A 17,854-nucleotide genomic window follows, 5' to 3' on the forward strand; every position below is an offset into this window, starting at 1 on the left:
AATGGAGCCGAGCGAAGTATCCCGAGACTCGATCCCATCGACCATGACGGCGGTCCAGCTCGTCGGCCACGGAGGCCTCGAGCAACTGGTCCACCGCGAGGACGTCCCCATACCCGTGCCGGGGCCCGGTGAGGTCCTGCTCGACGTCCACGCCTGCGGAATGAACAACACCGACGTGTGGGTCCGCGAGGGCGCCTACGGCAGCGACACCGATCCCGGATCCGTCTCCACCTGGCGGCGCGGCCGGTCCACCCTGACCTTCCCGCGCATCCAGGGCGCCGATGTCGTGGGTCGCGTCGCCGCGGTGGGCGAGGGCGTGGACGAGGCCCGCGTAGGGGAGCGGGTCATGATCGATTTCAGCATCTACAACCGCCCCGAGGGCGACGAGAGCCTCGCGGACATCGACTACATCGGGCACGGCCGCGACGGCGGCTACGCGGAGTACGCGGTGGTCCCCGCGGAGAACGCCTACCGCGTGGACGCGCCCCTCGCCGACGCGGAACTCGCGACGTTCTGCTGCGCCTATCTCACCGCCGAGCAGATGCTCGACCGCGCGCGCCTGGCGAGCGGCGAGGTGGTCCTCGTGACCGGGGCCTCGGGCGGGGTGGGGTCCGCGATCGTCCAACTCGCGCGGGTGCGCGGAGCGATCCCGTACGCGGTGTCCAGCGCGGGGAAGGAGCAGGCGCTCAAGGACATCGGCGCGGAGGACGTGATCCTGCGGGACGCGGGCGGCGACCTGGTGGCCGAGGTCGAGCGGGTGGTCGGAGCCCCGGTCGACGTGGTCGCGGACCTCGTCGCGGGCCCGATGTTCAACGATCTGTTGCGGATCCTCCGCCCCGAGGGCCGCTACACCACCGCCGGCGCCATCGGCGGCCCCGTCGTTCAACTGGACCTGCGCACGATGTACCTGAAACAGCTGGATCTGCACGGCTCCTCGCAGGGCACCCGCACCGCGTTCCGCAGGCTGCTGCGGTACATCGAGGAGGGGAGCATCCGCCCGCTGCTGCACGGCACGTATCCGCTGTCGCGGTTCCACGAGGCCCAGACGGAGTTCATGGCCAAGAAGTACATCGGCAACCTCGTGGTGGTCCCGGACCGCCACTGGGCGGAGACGGGAGCGCCTCATGCTGCGACGTGAGCGCTCCCTGGAGCTCATCGACACCCAGTCGGGCGGCGACGTGAGCCGCATCGTGATCGCCGGGATCGAACCGCTCCCGGGGATGTCGGTGCGGGACAAGGCCCGCTACCTCCAGGAGGAGGGCGACGGGCTGCGGAGGCTGCTGCTCTCCGAGCCGTACGGCGATCCGGCGATGTCGGTGGACCTCATCGTGGAACCGTCGCACCCGGAGGCGCAGGCGGGCTACATCATCATGGAGGCCATGGGGTATCCGATGTACTCGGGCTCCAACACCATCTGCACCGCGACGGCGCTGCTGCAGAGCGGTGCGATCCCGATGCGCGAGGGTGTGCAGGATGTGGTGCTGGAGTCGCCCGCCGGGCTCGCCCGGATCGAGGCCGTCGTGCACGGCGACCGGGTCGAGTCCATCACCACGCGCAGCGAGCCCGCGTACGTCGCCCAGGAGGGACTGTTCGTGGAGGTGCCCTTCTACGGGCGCGTCCGGTTCGACCTGGTGTGGAGCGGCGCCTACTACGCGCTGATCGACGCTGCGGAGCGGGAGTTCGAGCTCACCTCCGACGAGCAGATCGCGCTCACCGCGTTCGGGGACGCGTTCGTGCGCGCGGCGCGGCCGGGGCTGTTGCAGGAGCACCCGGACCTGGGGGACGTGGGGCCGCTGCCGTTCGCGCACTTCTGCGGGCCCGTGCGCGATCTGGGCGACGGCCGGTTCGAATCGCGGTCCGCGACGTACGTGCACCCCGGCGTGCTGTGCCGGAGCCCCACGGGGACCGGCACGTCGGCGCGGCTGGCGCTCATGCACCGCCGCGGCGAGATCGCCGAGGGGCAGTCCCTGGTGACGATCTCGCCGCGGGGCAACCGGTTCACGGGCACCGTGCTCGACGCCGGGCGGGTGGGGGAGTATTCGGCCCTGCACTCGTCGATCACCGGGCACGCCCGGCTCATCGCGCACTCGCGCCTGGTGGTCGATCTGGAGGATCCGCTGGTGGACGCGTCCGATCTGGAGACCCTGCTCACACAACCCTGAAGCCCTGGTGCCGGAACTGACTCTCGAGTAACCTTACCCGAAAGTCAGTTATGGATCTCGGCTCCCTGGAGGGTCACATGGGTACCTATCTCGTCACCGGCGCCACCGGATTCCTGGGGCGGCGCATCGTCCCGCTGCTGCTCGAGCGCGCCCCCGCGGCCGTCGTCCACGTGCTGGTCCGGCCGTCGTCCGCCGGGAAGCTCGACGCGTGGCGCGCCGAGTGGGGCGCCGACCGGGTGCTGCCCGTGCTCGGCGACCTCGCCGCGCCCGGCCTGGGCCTCGACGGTGCGCCGCCCGCCGTCGACCGGATCCTGCACCTGGGCGCCGTGTACGACATGGCCGCCAAGGCCGAGGTCAACGACCGGGTGAACGTGGAGGGCACCCGCGCGATCGTGGAGCTCGCCCGCCGGACGGGCGCGGAGCTGCACCACGTGTCGTCCGTCGCCGTGGCGGGCGACCACCGCGGCCCCTTCGGCGAGGCCGATTTCGATCTCGGTCAGGGCTTCCCGTCGCCGTACCACCGCACCAAATTCGAGTCCGAGGCGCTCGTGCGCGCCGCCGACGACGTGCGGTGGCGCGTCTACCGCCCGGCCGTCGTGGTCGGCGACTCGCGCACCGGCGAGATGGACAAGGTCGACGGGCCGTACTACTTCTTCCCGACCTTCGCGGCGATGGCGAAGGTGCCCGGAGTTCTGCCGGTGGTGCTGCCCGACACGGGCGACACCAACGTGGTCCCCGTGGACTACGTGGCGGCCGCGACGGTCGAACTGATGCACCGGCCGGGACACGACGGCGAGGTGTTCCACCTGGTCAACCCGGAGCCGCAGAGCGTCCTGGACGTCTACCGGGCGATCGCGCGCCCCGCCGGCGCGCCGCGCGCGCTCGGCCGGATCCCGCACGGCGTGGTCGATTCCGCGATCCGCGTGAGCGGGGCGGGCCGAGCGGGTCTGGTCCGCGACACCGTGCTCAAGCAGGCCGGCATCCCGCCCAAGGCGTTCGAGAACCTCGGGTTCACCGCCACCTACACCTCGGAGGCCACCCGGCGGGCGCTGGCGGGCACCGGCATCGCGGTGCCGCCGCTGCCGGAGTACGGGCCGAAGCTGTTCTCGTACTGGCGCTCCCACCTCGATCCCGCCCGGTTCCGGCGAGGCGACCGGATCGCCGGACGCACCGTCGTCATCACCGGCGCCTCGGCGGGCATCGGGCGCGCCACCGCCGACGCCCTCGCCCGCCGTGGTGCCCGGGTGATCCTGTTGGCGCGCAACGGTTCCGAGATGGACGCCGCGGTCGCCGAGATCCGGGCCTCGGGTGGCGACGCGGACTCGTACGTCTGTGACGTGACCGACGGCGACGCCGTCGACGTCACCGTCGCGCGGATCCTGCGCGACCACGGCCACGTCGACTACCTCGTCAACAACGCCGGCCGGTCCATCCGGCGGTCCGTGCGCGCCTCCGCCGACCGCATGCACGACTTCGAACGCACCATGGACGTCAACTACTTCGGGGCCGTGCGGATGACGCTGGCGCTGTTGCCGCACATGCGCGAGCGCGGCTTCGGCCACGTGGTCAACGTCTCCAGCATCGGCGTCCTCGCCCGCGGCGCGCGGTTCTCCGCCTACGTGGCGAGCAAGGCCGCGCTCGACGCCTTCAGCGATGTGGCGGGCACCGAGACGCTCTCCGACCACGTCACGTTCTGCAACGTCCACATGCCTCTGGTGCGGACCGCGATGATCGCTCCGACCGAGGCCTACGACGGTGCGCGGGCCATCAGCCCGGAGCGTGCCGCGCGGATCATCGTGCGGGCGATCGAGCGGCGTTCGACCCGCGCGAACACGCCCCTCGGCTCGCTGGCCGCGCTGGGGCGCACCTTCACCCCGAGGATCACCCGGCGCGTGATGCACCAGGAGTACCTCACCAGCGCGGATTCCGTGGCCGCCAAGAACTCCGCGCCGTCGCCCGCCGCGCTGTAGCCTCGCCTGCGAGGAGAGGAGCGCTCGTGGCGCGGCGAGACCTGAACGGTAGGCACGTGGCGGTGACCGGCGCCGGCGCGGGGATCGGCGCGGCCACCGCCCGGCTCCTGGCGTCGCGCGGTGCGCGACTGGCGATCGGCGACCTCGACGAGGCGGCCGCCACCCGTGTCGCGGAGGAGATCCGCGGCGCGGGCGGCCACGCGGCGGCGATGCGCCTGGACGTGAGCGACGAGCAGTCGTTCGCCGCGTTCCTCGACGCCGCCGAGGGGGACCGCCCGCTCGACGCGCTGATCAACAACGCGGGTGTCATGTGGGTGGGGCCCTTCCGCGAGGAGAGCGCGGGGTCCGTGCGGCGACAGGTCGCGGTGAACCTCGTGGGGCCGATCCTCGGCACCCGGCTCGCCGCTGACCGGATGGCGATGCGGCGGCACGGGCACATCGTGACCGTGGCCTCCGCGGCGTCGAAGCTCAGCCCCGCGGGGGAGGCGACCTACAGTGCCACCAAACACGGGATATACGGGTACCTCAAGGCCGTTCGCCGCGAACTGCGCGGGTCCGGGGTCGAACTCAGCGTGGTGATGCCCGCGGTGGTGGACACGGCGCTCGCCGCCGGCACCACGACGGGCGCCGCTGCGATGCTCACCCCCGAGCGGATCGCCGAGGCCATCGCGGATGCGCTGGTGCGGCCGCGGTTCGAGGTGCACGTGCCGCGCAGCGTGCGACTCCTGCACGGCGTGCAGTCGCTGGCCCCGCAACCGGTGCGCGACCTGCTGGACCGGCTCCTGGTCCCCGATCAGACCCGCACGGCCGACCGCGGCGCGCGCACCGCCTATGAGCGGGACGCGTTGTCCGACAGGCCCACATAGCGCAGCAGGGGAGCATCGCCCCGCACGGCAGGTGCCCACTCGGGGCGGACGAACTCGTCCCGGTCGAGGCGCAGCCGCACCAGCTCCTCGGCGACTCCCGGGCGGGTGGTCACGCGGTCGCGGCCGTTCTCCCGGTAGCCGAGTGCGCGGGACACCCCGTTCGACGGGGCGTTGAAGGCCATGGCCGCCGACGTCGCGCGTTCGGCACCCAGGCGATCGAAGGCGAAGAGCAGCAACGCCGCCCGCATCTCCTTCCCGAGCCCGATTCCCTGGGCCGTCCGGGTCAGCCACGACCCCGAATCCACCGTTCTCGTGACCCGGAAGTCCCGGGCCGAGAGGTGCTGGGCCCCGATCGGCGCGCCGTCGCGCAGGACGACGAAGGCGAGCTCCCAATCCTCCGGGCGGCAGCGCGCGCGAAGCGACCAGTGGTATTGCGCCATCGCGGCGGGGAGGGCCTCCGGTGACTGATCGGTCCACGGGACGCTGAACGGGGTCCGCCCTGGATCGTGGACGCCCGCCGCCGCGGCGGCCGCCAGGCCGGGGAGGTCCTCGTCCCGGACCACGCGCAGCGTCAGCCGCGGTGTGCGCAGCTCGACCGCGAACGGCGGCCATGCGGCGGCGAGATCCGGGGTGTCCATGGCGGGACGCTAGCACCGCCGGCACGCCCTTCCGCAACGCCTTTTCGGTGGGCGTCGGCAGTCGGCGCGGATGCCCTGAGCGTAAAGAACGTGTAAAGTGTGAGCGCGGTGCGCCGGGAAGTCTGGTCGGCAGTTTCGTCCTCGTCGTCGACCCCGAAGGATCCCCGACCCGTGCCCACACTTCCCGTACTGCCCCGCGGCCCCGTTCTGTTCCAGCGGGGCTCGCCGGACGAGACGCGTCGCGTCACCGAGCTCCTCCGCAAGGAGACCGTGGGCGGCTTCCTGCTCGTCGGCGCGGCCGTCGCCGCGCTGATCGCCGCCAACAGCCCCCTCTCGGGGGTCTACGAAACGGTGCGCGACACCCGCATCGGCTACGCGCCCTGGCATCTGGACCTCACGCTCGGACAGTGGGCCTCCGACGGCCTGCTCGCGATCTTCTTCTTCCTCGTGGGCCTCGAGCTCAAACGCGAGTTCACGCTCGGCGAGCTCCGCTCGCCCCGTACGGCGACGGTGCCCGTGGTCGCCGCGATCGGCGGCGTGGTCGCGCCCGCCCTGATCTACCTGGCGTTCACCGCCGGTCGGGCCGGCGCGGACGGCTGGGCGATCCCCACCGCCACCGACATCGCCTTCGCTGTGGCCGTGCTCGCCGTGGTCGGATCGCATCTGCCGTCGGCGCTCCGGCTGTTCCTCCTGACGCTCGCCGTGGTCGACGACCTCCTCGCGATCACGATCATCGCGGTCGCGTACACCGCCGAAGTGCACTGGGGCCCATTGCTTCTCGGCCTCGTGCCGCTGGCGCTGTTCGCCTTTCTCACGCACCGCTACGCGGCGGCCTTCTCCCGGCACCACCTGGCCGCCTGGCTCGTCCTGCTGCCCATCGGCTTCGCCTTCTGGGCACTGGTGCACGCCTCGGGGATCCATGCCACCATCGCCAGCGTCCTCCTGGGCTTCGCCGTGCCGGTGCTCAAGGGCGGGCCCGATTCCGGTTCCGGGCTGGCCGAGGAGTTCGAGCACAGGTTCCGCCCCCTCTCCGCCGGATTCGCGGTCCCGGTCTTCGCCTTCATGGCGGCCGGCGTACAGGTGGTCGGCTCCTCGGGCGCGGATCCGGCTGCAGCCCTGACGGACCCGGTGGTGCTGGGCATCGCGGCCGGCCTGCTGCTGGGCAAGCCGCTCGGCATCCTTGCGGCGACGTGGGGCGTCACACGGCTCACCCGCAGCAGCCTGGACCCCGCGATCCGGTGGGTCGACCTCCTGGCCGTCTCGCTGCTCGCCGGCATCGGCTTCACGGTCTCGCTGCTCATCGCCGAGATCACGTTCGGAGGTGCCCCGGGTGCGCTGGGCAACGCCAAGCTGGCGATCCTCGTGGCGTCCACCGCCGCGGCGCTCGCGGCCGGAGCCATCCTCGCGGCGCGGAACCGCCGGTACCGCGCACTGGAGGAGAAGGCCGCGGGTCAGAGCCAGCGGTAGCGCACTTCGGGCCGGCCGCGACCGCCGTACTCCGTGATCCGTTCGCACAAGCGGTCGTTCGCGAGCCGCTCCAGGTAGCGCCACGCCGTCACCCGGGACACGCCGGTCTGCGCCGCCACGTCTGCGGCCCCGAGCGGGCCGTCGGCGTGCCGGAGGGCGCCCGTCACCGCCTCCAGGGTCGACGGTGCCATGCCCTTCGGCGCGGCGGGCGCCGACGGGGCGTCGCGGAGCGCGGCGAAGGCCGCGTCCACCTCCCGCTGGCCCACGTCGCCGCCGGCGAGCGCCGAGCGGAACCCGCGGTAGCGCTCCAGCCGGTCGGCGAACGCCGCGAAGGTGAACGGCTTGATGAGGTAGAGGATCGCGCCGCGGGCCATGGCGCCGCGCACCGTCGCGATGTCGCGCGCCGAGGTGATCACGATGACGTCGGGCCGTGGCGACAGCTCGGCCAGGTCGGCCGCGAGCTCGAGTCCGCTCCGGTCCGGGAGGCCGACATCCGCGAGCACCAGATCGATCGGTTCGCCCCGCCGCTGCGCGGCCCGCGCCTCACGCAGCGCACCGTCGGCCGTGCCCGCGATGCCCGCGACCGCGAAACCGGTCACCCTGCCGACGTATTCGGCGTGCGCGCGGGCGATCCGCGGCTCGTCGTCCACGACGAGCACCCGCACATCGCCGCTCATCGCGCCCCTCCCGGTAGCCGGACCGTCACCGTGGACGGCGACGGGCTCACCTCGATCGTCCCATTCGCCTGACGGACCACCTGATCCACCAGGGCCAGGCCCAGGCCGCCGCCGTGCAGCCTGTCGCTGCGGTCCTTGGTGCTGTAGCCGCGCTCGCGGGCCCGGGCGAACTCCTCCGCCGTCATCCCCGGGCCGCTGTCGGCGACCCGCAGGCACCACGTACCGTCGCTGTCGATCCCGGCGGAGAGCTCCACCCAGCCGCCGGGCCCCGCCGCGTCGATCGCGTTGTCCGCCAGGTTGCCCAGCAGCGTGAGCAACGGGGTGTCCGCCAGCCCGGCGCTCGTCAGGTCGGTCCCGTCGGCCACCGTGAACTCCACGTCGAGGGCCGCCGCGGAGGCGGTCTTGGCGACCAGGAGCGCGGCCGCCGACGGCGCGGCGTCCCCGGCGAGCCGGTCGATCAGTCCCTGCGACGCGGTGCGGTCCGCCACCGCCAGCTCCGCGGCGGAATCGCCCTCGCCCAGTTCGATCATCGTGATCACCGAGTGCAGCCGATTGGCGTGCTCGTGCGCCTGCGCGCTCAGCGCGTCGGCGAGGGACCGGGCGGTGTCGAGCTCCCCGAGCACCGTCTGCAGCTCGGTCCGGTCGCGCACCGTCAGCACCGAACCCAGCGTGCCCGTGGGCCCGCTCACCGGCCTCCGATTCACCAGCAGCACACGGCTGCTCGTGACGTGCAACTCGTCCGTGAGGTCGGCCGATCCGCGCAGCGAGGCGGGGAGGTCGGCCTGGCGCACGGCACCGTCGGGCAGCTCGAGCAGGCGCCGCGCCTCGTCGTTGACCACGGGCGCCGGGCCGTCGGGCGCGTCCACGTCGAACACGACGAGCCCCTCCGAGAGGGTGTGCAGCACCGCGTCGTGATGCTCGTAGAGGCCACGGAGGTCGTCGGCGGACAGCCCGAGCGTCTGACGACGCAGGCGGCGCTCGGCGAGGAAGGACAGCGCGACGAGCAGCAGCACGCCCGCCGCGACCACGGCCACGATCCGGGGGAGCGCCGCCTGCACCTGGTCGCCGAGCCGGTCCCGGGTGACGCCCGCGGACACGAGCCCCACGAGGGTCCCGGCGCCGTCGTAGACGGGGGTGACCGCCCGGATCGACGGGCCGAGGCTGCCCGAGTAGGTCTCGGTGAACGTCTCGCCGCGCACCGCGCGGTCGATGGTCCCGGTGAACCTGCCGCCGATGAGGGCGGGGTCGGCGTGGCTCAGGCGGGTGCGATCCGGCCGCATCACCACCAGGAAGTCGAGCCCGCTGAGCTTCGCGATGCGCTGGGTCTCCGGCTGCAGGACCCCCGAGCCGTCCGGAGCCGCGAGCGCCGCGGCGGTCGCGGGCGACGCCGCCAGGGCGACCGCCGCCGCGGTGGTCTGGCTGCGGGCCGTGCGATCGCCGTCGTCGCGCGCCTGCGCGACCACCAGCCACGTCGCGCCGACGGCGACGGCCAGCAGCACGGCGATCTGGGCCAGGAACGACTGTGCGGCCACACTGCGCGAACGAGTTCTCACGACGACAACGTTTACACAATGAACACAAACTGTGCTGCAGGTCACACGGTGCCGCACAATCATCACGGACTTCAGCCCGTCAGGAACGAGAGGACGCAGCCGTGACCACAACCGAGGAACAGCCCGCAGCGCCCGGTCGCAAACGCGACCGCACCCACTGGTTGTACATCGCCGTGATCGTCGGTGTGGTGGCCGGCGTGATCGTCGGCCTCGTCGCCCCCGAGTTCGGGAAGGGGCTCAAGCCCCTGGGCGACCTGTTCGTCAGCCTCATCAAGATGATGATCAGCCCCGTCATCTTCTGCACCATCGTGCTCGGCATCGGCTCCGTGCGGGCGGCCGCGAGCGTCGGCAAGATCGGCGGCCTCGCGCTGGGCTACTTCATCGCCATGTCGACGTTCGCGCTCGGGATCGGCATCCTCGTGGGCAACCTGCTCAAGCCGGGCACCGGTCTCGGCATCGAGCCCGATCCCAGCGTGGGCGCCAAGTACGCCGACCAGGCACACGCCGCGGGCGGCACCTGGGGTTTCATCCAGGGCATCGTCCCGGAGACGCTGTTCTCCGCGCTCACCGCGGGCAGCGTGCTGCAGGCGCTGTTCGTCGCCCTGCTGGTGGGCTTCGCCCTGCAGGCGATGGGGCCGGCGGGCGAGCCGGTCGTGCGGGCGATCGCGGTGCTGCAGAAGCTGGTGTTCCGGGTCCTGGTCATGGTCCTGTGGCTGGCCCCGGTCGGCGCCTTCGGCGCGATGGCCGCCGTGGTCGGCGCCACCGGATTCGACGCGGTGATCCAGCTGGGCTGGCTGATGCTGGCCTTCTACATCACGTGCATCCTGTTCGTGTTCGTGGTGCTCGGAGGGCTGTTGCGGTTCGTGACCGGGCTCAACGTGTTCAAGCTGGCGCGCTACCTGGGCCGCGAGTACCTGCTGATCGTCGCCACCTCGTCCAGCGAGTCCGCGCTGCCGCGGCTGATCGCGAAGATGGAGCACGCGGGCGTGGAGAAGACCACCGTCGGCATCGTGGTGCCCACCGGGTACTCGTTCAACCTGGACGGCACCGCCATCTACCTCACGATGGCCTCGCTGTTCATCGCCGACGCCATGGGCTCGCCGCTGAGCTACGCCGAGCAGTTCTCCCTGCTGCTGTTCATGATGATCGCCTCGAAGGGCGCGGCGGGCGTCACCGGCGCCGGACTCGCGACCCTCGCGGGCGGCCTGCAGAGCCACCGCCCCGAGCTGCTGGGCGGCGTCAGCGTGATCGTGGGCATCGACCGCTTCATGTCCGAGGCCCGCGCGCTGACCAACTTCTCCGGCAACGCGATCGCCACCCTGCTCGTCGGGAAGTGGACGCGCACCGTCGACCTGGACCGGACGCGCACCGTCCTCGACCGGCAGGATCCGTTCGACGAGACGACGATGGTCGACGACCACGCCCCCGAGCCCGCCGCCGCCCACTGATCCCGGGCGGCCCGCCCCGCCGGGTCGAACACCGTTACGCAGAATCCGACTGCGTAACGGTGTTCAATCGCGGGCGGTGGCGGGGGAGTCGGCGAACCGGGCGCGGACCGAGTCCTCGGTGAGGCCGTAATCGGCCAGCGAGTAGCTGTGGTTGGGGCGGCGGGCGCCCGAGCGGCTCGCGTCGTGCATCGCCCCCATCGACCGTCGCGCGTCCTCGGTCAGCTCGATCCCGAACGCGCCGTAGATGTTCCCGACGGTGCCGAGCGGATCGGCCACGAGGTCGCGGTAGTCCACGTCCACGAACTGCCCGCCCCGGCCGGCGGCGGTCTGCCGGGCCCGGGCCGCGTCGAACGCCTCGAGTCCGCGTGCCCAGGTGTCCAGTTGATCCGCCCCGATCGTGGCACCGGTGAACGCCGTGGACCAGCCGTCGGTCGCGTGCTGCGCCAGCGAACACACCGAGGCGATGATCGTCTCGGGCGGCCGGTGGGTCTGCACCACCAGCGCGTCCGGATACACCTCGAACAACGCATCCAGCGCGAACAGGTGGCTCGGGTTCTTGAGCACCCAGCGTTGACCTGGATCGCGCATGCCGATCAGCTGCAGGTTGCGCCGGTGCCGGCGGTACGCCGCGGTCCAGTCGTGCCCGGCGAGCCAGCGCGCGTACGACGGGACGTGCGCGAGGCACTCGTAGGAGACCGACTGCGCCGACTGGCGCAGCAGTTGCCAGCACTCCTCCACCTCGGACGCCGACATGTAGTGCAGCCCCATGAATTCCGGGTGCTCGGTGTGGTGCCGCGCGTACTGCTCGTCGAGCAGCCGGTAGACGGGGTTCTCGGCCCACGTCGCGCGCGGCGGCCGTGGCTGCGGCACCTCGGCGAGCCACATCTGCAGCCCCTGGTTCCCGGGATCGGCGTCCAGAAGCCGGTGCAGCGCCGTGGTTCCCGACCGGGGCAGCCCCGTGACGAAGATCGGCCGGTCGACGGTGACGTCCGCGTGGGCGGGGTGCGCGGCGAACGCGGCCTCGCTGATCAGCCGGGCGGAGAGGGCGCCGCGGAGGAACACCCGCGAGATCTTGGAGCCGGTCTCGGTGAGCGCAGCCTCGTCGCGGTACGCGTCGAGCAGCACCTGCAGGGCCTCCCGGTAGCCGTCCGACGGGTCGCCGAAATCGCTGAGCCCGGTGCGGCGCATGGCTGATTCGTGGAGGTCGTCCACCGTGCCGACTCCGCGCCGGGCGCCCGATCCGTTGCTAGACATGGAATTCTCCGCAGTTGACGTCGAGCGTCTGGCCCGTGATGCCGGACGCGCGGGGTGAGGCGAGGAAGAGCACCGCCGAGGCGACTTCGTCCTCGGTGGGCAGGCGCCTGAGGTCGGAGTTCTTCGCCGCCTCGGCGTAGTCCTCCTCCACGGTGCCGCCCTTGGTGCTCGCGCGGTACTCGAAGTACGCCTTGAGAGTGTCGCCCCAGATCCAGCCGGGCACCACGGAATTGATCCGGATGCCCTCCGGTCCGAGCTCCGTGGCGAGGGACTGTGCGAGCGCGAGCTGCGCGGTCTTCCCCGCCTTGTAGCCGCCGTAGCGGAGGTCCGAGTGGCGGATCACCATGGAGTTGACGTTCACCACGGCGCCGCCGCCGTCGGCGGCCGCGAGCGCCTCCCGCAGGCCGAGCACCGTGCGCATCGCCCCGAGCGCCATGAGGTTCACGCTCTCCAGGACGTGGGCGGGATCGGTCTTCACCAGCCGCTGCATCGAGGGGTAGGTGAAGGCGTTGTTGATCAGCGCGTCCACGCGACCGAACCGCTCCCGCACCGTGGCGGCCAGCGCGGCGATCGACTCCTCGTCGGTGATGTCGGCGGCCACGGCCACCGCTCCCGGCACCTCGGCGGCCATCGCCTCCAGGCGTTCCGCGTTCCGCGCGACCAGGACGACCGTCGCCGACTCCTCCGCGAACCTCCGCGCCAGGGTGGCGCCGAGCGCCGGGCCGGCGCCCGCGATCACGACGACCCTCCCGTCGAGTCCGAGCCCCGTCATCAGCCCACCATCCTCTCGCCGATCAGCCTCTGCCGCTCCGCGATCCGCGCGCGCCGGGCGTCGTTGTCGATCCTGTTGTCCTCGTAGTGGGGGAGATGGGAGGCGACCTCGGAGACGGGCACCACCTGCGCCGTGGGGCCGTCCTTCGCCGTCAGCTCGCGCGCCGTGCGCTGCCACCGGAACTGGAGGTAGCCGCGCCGGTGGCCCAGCGTCTCGATCCAATTGACGACGCCGGGGTCCTTCTCAGCCACCACGATCCGGATCATCCCGTCCGGGTCCACCTGCGCCTGGCTGCCGTTGAGCGAGGTCTGGTGGTGGATGTAGTCGAGCGAGATGTACCAGAGGCTGCCCAGCTGGAAGCCCAGGTACGGGGCGTCGCCCCGCGGCACGGTGATGACGAGCGCCTCGTGATCACCGAGCTCGTAGTGGCCCACCGAGGAGTACTGCGTGGCGAGGCCGCCGGGGGTGAGCCTCGGTGCCGTCAGCGTGTTCACCGGGAGCGGATCGTAGAACCATTTGGGGAACTGCAGCCACGTCCTGACCCGGTTCACCAGCTGCTTGCCCGCGGCGGCGTACCGCTTGCGGAGCAGCTCCTCGGTGAGCGCCGGCGGAGGTGTGCCCGCGGTGTCGGCACGGGCGATCGCGAACGTGCTCCGGCGGGCGGACCAGTCGTCGAACACCTCGCGGATCACCAATTGCGCCTTACCAGGCGGCAGTCGGTAGTAGCCGGGGCCCGGTTCGCCGGGGCCGAACCGCACCTCGAACCGACCGTCGTCGTCGACGGTGAGCTCGCGGTCGTCGAAGGCGACGGTGCTGGCCGGCACGTTGTCGTCGGTGTACTCGCCGCCGCCGAGAACCTGGAAGCTGATGTCGCAGGTCGTTCCCCGGCGCCCGGTGACCACGTACTCGTGCGCGCCGTCGACGCGGGCGCCGAAGTACAGCGTGTCCGGGTTGTCGAGGCCCATCTTGGTGAACGGCCCCGTGCCGCTGAGCAGGAACGGGTGGTCCTTGTCGAAGTGGAACGCGCCGTGCACGCAGGCGGCGACGCCCTGGGCCAGGTACTGCATGCCCTCCAGCAGGTCGGCCTCGTTCTCGATGTGGGGCGCCGCGGCGACGACGGCCTCGGCCTCCTCGATGGCCCGCGTGAGCGGCTCGCTGTACATCCGACCTCCGATGGTGGTACAAATATGGACCAGTCAAGTAGAACCTGTTTCAGACCGTAGGCGGGCGCGTCGGCGGGTGTCAAGGGAGGTGCCATGGCGGACGAACGGGCGGCGACGGGGGACGGTGCCGGCGGGCGGACGTCGCCGCCGGCGGCGCGGGTGGTGGCGGTGCTCGACTTCCTCTCCGCGCACGACACCGAGCGGTTCGGGCTGTCCGAGCTGGCGCGCCGCGTCGGGCTGAGCAAACCCACCTGCCTCGGAATCGCCACCACGCTCGTGGAATCCGGCTACCTGCTGCGCGACGACCGGGACAAGACGTACCGCCTCGGGCCTGCGCTCATCCCGGTCGGGCGCGCCGCGCGACGGTCCCTGCGGGCGGACCCGGCCGGCGGCGACGTGCTCACGGGCCTGTGGGAGGCGTTCGGGCATCCGGTGTCGCTGTCGGGCGTCGTCGGCGACCGGGTGACGGTGCTCGACGTGGCCGTCGACCCGCGGCAGCCCCCGATGGTGAAGGTGGGCGACGGCTACCCCTTCACACCGCCCGTCGGCCTGATGTACGTGCTGTGGGACCGCACCGGCCGGCTGGAGCGGTGGATGTCCCACGACACCGGCCGCGACGACGGGGACAGGCTGGCGCGGGTGATCGAGGCGTGCCGCGCGGACGGGTACCTGGTGGAGCTGCTGACCCCCGCGGGGCAGCAGCTGCACCGCCTGATGGCGGGCGTGCCCGGCGACATCCCGGCCGAGCTCCGGGCAGTGCTCGGCGAGGTGGTCGCCGGCATCGGCGACCGCGTCCACCTGCGCGACGAGGCGGCACCGTCGGGCGAGGGACGGAACGTCAGCGTGATCTCCGCGCCCGTGTACGACGCCGACGGCGCCCAGGCGATGGTGGCCAGCCTGTACGTGAGCGACGTGCTCGACGAGGCGGGCATCGCGGCCCGCGCGTCCGCGCTCGTCGCGGCGGCGGACCGGATCACCGTGCGGATCGGCGGCCGCAACCCGGGGCGTTGACGACGGCAGCCCGCCGTTGACAGCACACGAGAACGCGTTCTACTCTCCGAATGTCAGAAATGGACCGGCATGGTCCAAATATGAACCGGAGGCGGAATGTCGGTATCGACGCCATCCACCCGTACGGGCCGGGCGGACCATCTGCGGCGGCTCGAGGCCGAGTCCGTCTACGTCTTCCGCGAGGTCGCCGCCACGCAGGAGCGCCCCGTGCTGCTGTTCTCCGGCGGTAAGGACTCCGTGGTGATGCTGCATCTCGCGGCCAAGGCGTTCTGGCCCGCGCCGATCCCCTTCCCGGTCATGCACATCGACACCGGGCACAACTTCGGCGAGGTCCTCGCCTTCCGCGACGCGCTGGCGCGGCGGATGGGACTGCGGCTCGTGATCGGGAGCGTGCAGGACGACATCGACTCCGGCGCCGTCGTGGAGCCGGCCGGGCCCGGCGCCACTCGCAACCGGCTGCAGACCGCCACCCTGCTCCGCAGCATCACCGAGCACCGGTTCGACGCCGCCTTCGGTGGCGCGCGCCGCGATGAGGACAAGGCCCGCGCCAAGGAGCGGATCTTCAGCTTCCGGGACCGGTTCGGGCAGTGGGACCCCCGCGCACAGCGGCCCGAGCTGTGGAACGTGTTCAACGGCCTGCACCAGCGCGGCGAACACATCCGCGTGTTCCCGCTCTCCGACTGGACCGAGCTCGACGTGTGGCAGTACATCGCCGCCGAGGGGATCGACCTGCCGGCGCTGTACTACGCGCACCGCCGCGAGGTGATCGAGCGCGACGGGATGCTGCTCGCCACCGGGCCGCTCGTCGCGCCCCAGGCGGGCGAGACCCCGAGCCTACGGACGGTGCGTTACCGCACCGTCGGAGATGCGACCTGCACGGGCGCAGTCGAATCCGATGCCGCGACACCCGAAGCGGTGGTGGCGGAGATCGCCGCCACCCGCATCACCGAGCGCGGGGCCACCCGCGCCGACGACCGGATCTCCGAGGCCGGCATGGAGGATCGGAAGAAGGAGGGGTACTTCTGATGGAGATCCTGCGGATCGCGACCGCCGGCAGTGTGGACGACGGCAAGTCCACTCTCATCGGGCGTCTGCTCTTCGAGTCCAAATCGATTCTGGAGGACCAGCTCAGCGCCGTCGCCGCCTCCACGAGGGCGCGCGGCGACGAGGGGGTGGACCTGGCACTGCTCACCGACGGCCTGCGCGCCGAGCGGGAGCAGGGCATCACCATCGACGTCGCCTACCGGTATTTCGCCACGGGCACGCGCAAGTTCATCCTCGCCGACACTCCGGGGCACGAGCAGTACACCCGGAACATGGTCACCGGCGCCTCCACCGCCGACGTGGCACTCATCCTCGTCGACGCCCGGCACGGCCTCACCCGGCAGTCCCGCCGGCACACGTTCCTCACCTCGCTGCTGGGCGTTGAGCACGTGGTGCTCTGCGTGAACAAGATGGACCTGGTGGGCTGGGACCGGGCCCGGTTCGACGAGATCCGTTCCGAGTTCGCCGAATTCGCCGCGAAGCTCGAGGTGCACGACGTGGAGGCCATCCCCGTCTCCGCCCTGCTCGGCGACAACGTGACCGAGCGGTCGCCGAACACCCCCTGGTACGACGGGCCGTCACTTCTCTACCACCTGGAGAACGTGCACGTGGTGAGCGATCGGAACCTGATCGACGCGCGCCTGCCGGTGCAGTACGTGATCCGTCCGCACGGCACCGACTTCCGCGGCGTGGCGGGCACCGTCGCCTCCGGATCGTTCGCCGTGGGCGACGAGGTGGTGGCCCTGCCCTCAGGCTTCAGCACGACGGTGGCCGAGCTGTACCGGCCCGGCGGCGCGAAGGCCGACCGCCTGGACGCGGGGGACGCCGCGTGCGTGCGCCTCGCCGACCACCTCGACGTGGGTCGCGGAGACGTCCTCTGCCGCCCGGCGAACCGGCCGCAGTCGGCGAGCGACCTGGATACGACGATCTGCTGGTTCTCCGACACCGCCGCGCTCACCGCCGGAACCGAATACCGCATGCTGCACGCCAACTCGTCGGACCTCGTGCGGGTGGAGGCGCTCGACTACCGGCTCGACACCAGCACGCTGCACCGCGACCGGGACGCGCAGGCCCTCGGGCTCAACGACATCGGGCGCGTGCGTCTCGTGGCCCGCCGGCCGGTGCTGTTCGACCCGTACCGGCGCAACCGCACCCTGGGCAGCTTCGTACTGGTGCACCCGCAGACCGACGAGACCGTGGCCGCGGGGATGATCGGCGGGCACACCCTGCGCAGCAGCGCCGTGGTCTGGCACGGCGCGACGGTGCGCCGCGAGGAGCGCGCCACCCGCGGCGGGACGATCTGGCTGACCGGGCTCTCCGCATCGGGCAAGTCGACCGTCGCCGCCGAGTTGGAGCGGCTGCTCGTCGCCCGCGGCACCCCCGCCTACCGGCTGGACGGCGACAACCTGCGGCACGGCCTCAACGCCGACCTCGGGTTCTCCGCCGCGGACCGCGCCGAGAACGTGCGCCGGGTGGGCGCGGTGGCGCAGATCCTCGCAGACGCCGGCACCGTCGCGATCGCCGCGCTCATCAGCCCGTACCGCGCCGACCGGGACCGGATCCGCGCCGCCCACGCCGAGGCGGGGCTGCCGTTCTACGAGGTGTACGTGGACACCCCCATCGACCTGTGCGAACTCCGCGATCCCAAGGGCATGTACGCCAAGGCCCGGGCCGGGGAGATCACGGACTTCACCGGCGTCGACGCGCCCTACGAGGCGCCGACCGTCCCCGAACTCGTGCTGCGACCCGCGGACGGCGAGCCCGCGGAACAGGCCCGGGTGCTGCTGGCGGGGTGGCTCGCCCGGGAGGCCGATCCGAGCGGCCTCTAA

The 17,854-nt window shown here is 72.0% G+C and carries 15 protein-coding genes; 9 read left to right on the plus strand and 6 right to left on the minus strand.

The window, feature by feature from the left end:
• Positions 1-43: 43 nt before the first annotated feature.
• The 4 genes from BN39_RS09625 (at position 44) to BN39_RS09640 (ending at position 4,998) form a co-directional block, all read left to right on the plus strand.
• Positions 44-1,138 carry an alcohol dehydrogenase family protein gene (locus BN39_RS09625; RefSeq protein ID WP_019202183.1) on the plus strand — a complete coding sequence of 365 codons (1,095 nt, stop codon included), beginning with the start codon at positions 44-46 and terminating at the stop codon, positions 1,136-1,138.
• Positions 1,125-2,162 carry a proline racemase family protein gene (locus BN39_RS09630; protein WP_019202184.1) on the plus strand — a complete coding sequence of 346 codons (1,038 nt, stop codon included), beginning with the start codon at positions 1,125-1,127 and terminating at the stop codon, positions 2,160-2,162. The genes BN39_RS09625 and BN39_RS09630 overlap by 14 nt, the downstream gene beginning before the upstream one ends.
• 77 nt (positions 2,163-2,239) lie before the next feature.
• The gene (locus BN39_RS09635; RefSeq protein ID WP_040767251.1) at positions 2,240-4,132 is read left to right on the plus strand and encodes an SDR family oxidoreductase; all 1,893 of its coding nucleotides are present in this window, start codon (positions 2,240-2,242) and stop codon (positions 4,130-4,132) included.
• Between the two features lie 56 nt (positions 4,133-4,188).
• Positions 4,189-4,998, plus strand: a complete 810-nt coding sequence (locus BN39_RS09640; protein WP_019202186.1) for an SDR family NAD(P)-dependent oxidoreductase — start codon at positions 4,189-4,191, stop codon at positions 4,996-4,998.
• Here BN39_RS09640 and BN39_RS09645 read toward each other — a convergent pair.
• A complete protein-coding gene (locus tag BN39_RS09645) occupies positions 4,962-5,636 on the minus strand; it encodes a GNAT family N-acetyltransferase (protein ID WP_019202187.1) in 675 nt (224 codons plus the stop codon). The genes BN39_RS09640 and BN39_RS09645 overlap by 37 nt on opposite strands.
• 171 nt (positions 5,637-5,807) lie before the next feature.
• Here BN39_RS09645 and nhaA point away from each other — a divergent pair, with 171 nt between their 5' ends.
• The gene (gene nhaA, locus BN39_RS09650) at positions 5,808-7,103 is read left to right on the plus strand and encodes a Na+/H+ antiporter NhaA (protein ID WP_019202188.1); all 1,296 of its coding nucleotides are present in this window, start codon (positions 5,808-5,810) and stop codon (positions 7,101-7,103) included.
• Here nhaA and BN39_RS09655 read toward each other — a convergent pair.
• Both BN39_RS09655 and BN39_RS09660 read right to left on the minus strand, forming a co-directional pair.
• Positions 7,088-7,780: a response regulator gene (locus BN39_RS09655; RefSeq protein ID WP_040766115.1), complete on the minus strand. Its 693-nt coding sequence runs from the start codon at positions 7,778-7,780 to the stop codon at positions 7,088-7,090. The two genes, nhaA and BN39_RS09655, sit on opposite strands and share 16 nt — an antisense overlap.
• Entirely contained in the window at positions 7,777-9,333 is a 1,557-nt protein-coding gene (locus BN39_RS09660; RefSeq protein ID WP_040766117.1) for an ATP-binding protein, read from the minus strand. Before BN39_RS09660 ends, BN39_RS09655 begins: the two co-directional genes overlap by 4 nt.
• 101 nt (positions 9,334-9,434) lie before the next feature.
• Here BN39_RS09660 and BN39_RS09665 point away from each other — a divergent pair, with 101 nt between their 5' ends.
• The gene (locus BN39_RS09665; protein WP_019202191.1) at positions 9,435-10,781 is read left to right on the plus strand and encodes a cation:dicarboxylate symporter family transporter; all 1,347 of its coding nucleotides are present in this window, start codon (positions 9,435-9,437) and stop codon (positions 10,779-10,781) included.
• Between the two features lie 63 nt (positions 10,782-10,844).
• On the opposite strand, the gene BN39_RS09670 is transcribed toward BN39_RS09665, so the two are convergent.
• The 3 genes from BN39_RS09670 to BN39_RS09680 are packed head-to-tail and all read right to left on the minus strand — an operon-like array spanning position 10,845 to position 13,970.
• Positions 10,845-12,035, minus strand: coding sequence for a sulfotransferase (locus BN39_RS09670; protein WP_040766119.1), 1,191 nt, complete (start codon positions 12,033-12,035; stop codon positions 10,845-10,847).
• Positions 12,028-12,807: an SDR family oxidoreductase gene (locus BN39_RS09675; protein WP_019202193.1), complete on the minus strand. Its 780-nt coding sequence runs from the start codon at positions 12,805-12,807 to the stop codon at positions 12,028-12,030. The genes BN39_RS09670 and BN39_RS09675 overlap by 8 nt, the downstream gene beginning before the upstream one ends.
• Entirely contained in the window at positions 12,807-13,970 is a 1,164-nt protein-coding gene (locus BN39_RS09680) for a hypothetical protein (RefSeq protein WP_019202194.1), read from the minus strand. The genes BN39_RS09675 and BN39_RS09680 overlap by 1 nt, the downstream gene beginning before the upstream one ends.
• 93 nt (positions 13,971-14,063) lie before the next feature.
• Here BN39_RS09680 and BN39_RS09685 point away from each other — a divergent pair, with 93 nt between their 5' ends.
• The 3 genes from BN39_RS09685 to cysC all read left to right on the plus strand — a co-directional run bounded on the left by BN39_RS09685 (position 14,064) and on the right by cysC (position 17,854).
• Complete coding sequence (locus BN39_RS09685) at positions 14,064-14,981, plus strand: helix-turn-helix domain-containing protein (protein WP_019202195.1); 918 nt, start codon at positions 14,064-14,066, stop codon at positions 14,979-14,981.
• A 96-nt stretch (positions 14,982-15,077) separates the two neighbouring features.
• A complete protein-coding gene (gene cysD / locus BN39_RS09690; RefSeq protein ID WP_019202196.1) occupies positions 15,078-16,007 on the plus strand; it encodes a sulfate adenylyltransferase subunit CysD in 930 nt (309 codons plus the stop codon).
• Positions 16,007-17,854 carry an adenylyl-sulfate kinase gene (gene cysC / locus BN39_RS09695; protein WP_019202197.1) on the plus strand — a complete coding sequence of 616 codons (1,848 nt, stop codon included), beginning with the start codon at positions 16,007-16,009 and terminating at the stop codon, positions 17,852-17,854. Before cysD ends, cysC begins: the two co-directional genes overlap by 1 nt.

This window comes from Tsukamurella sp. 1534 (assembly GCF_000312385.1).
In the GTDB taxonomy this organism is placed as follows: domain Bacteria; phylum Actinomycetota; class Actinomycetes; order Mycobacteriales; family Mycobacteriaceae; genus Tsukamurella.

What these genes read in the sequence shown, in the direction of transcription:
- BN39_RS09625 (WP_019202183.1), top strand. Translation starts at nt 44, where the DNA reads ATGACGGCGGTCCAGCTCGTCGGCCACGGAGGCCTCGAGCAACTGGTC.
- BN39_RS09630 (WP_019202184.1), top strand. Translation starts at nt 1,125, where the DNA reads ATGCTGCGACGTGAGCGCTCCCTGGAGCTCATCGACACCCAGTCGGGC.
- BN39_RS09635 (WP_040767251.1), top strand. Translation starts at nt 2,240, where the DNA reads ATGGGTACCTATCTCGTCACCGGCGCCACCGGATTCCTGGGGCGGCGC.
- BN39_RS09645 (WP_019202187.1), bottom strand. Translation starts at nt 5,636, where the DNA reads ATGGACACCCCGGATCTCGCCGCCGCATGGCCGCCGTTCGCGGTCGAG.
- BN39_RS09655 (WP_040766115.1), bottom strand. Translation starts at nt 7,780, where the DNA reads ATGAGCGGCGATGTGCGGGTGCTCGTCGTGGACGACGAGCCGCGGATC.
- BN39_RS09670 (WP_040766119.1), bottom strand. Translation starts at nt 12,035, where the DNA reads ATGTCTAGCAACGGATCGGGCGCCCGGCGCGGAGTCGGCACGGTGGAC.
- BN39_RS09675 (WP_019202193.1), bottom strand. Translation starts at nt 12,807, where the DNA reads ATGACGGGGCTCGGACTCGACGGGAGGGTCGTCGTGATCGCGGGCGCC.
- BN39_RS09680 (WP_019202194.1), bottom strand. Translation starts at nt 13,970, where the DNA reads ATGTACAGCGAGCCGCTCACGCGGGCCATCGAGGAGGCCGAGGCCGTC.
- BN39_RS09685 (WP_019202195.1), top strand. Translation starts at nt 14,064, where the DNA reads ATGGCGGACGAACGGGCGGCGACGGGGGACGGTGCCGGCGGGCGGACG.
- cysD (WP_019202196.1), top strand. Translation starts at nt 15,078, where the DNA reads ATGTCGGTATCGACGCCATCCACCCGTACGGGCCGGGCGGACCATCTG.
- cysC (WP_019202197.1), top strand. Translation starts at nt 16,007, where the DNA reads ATGGAGATCCTGCGGATCGCGACCGCCGGCAGTGTGGACGACGGCAAG.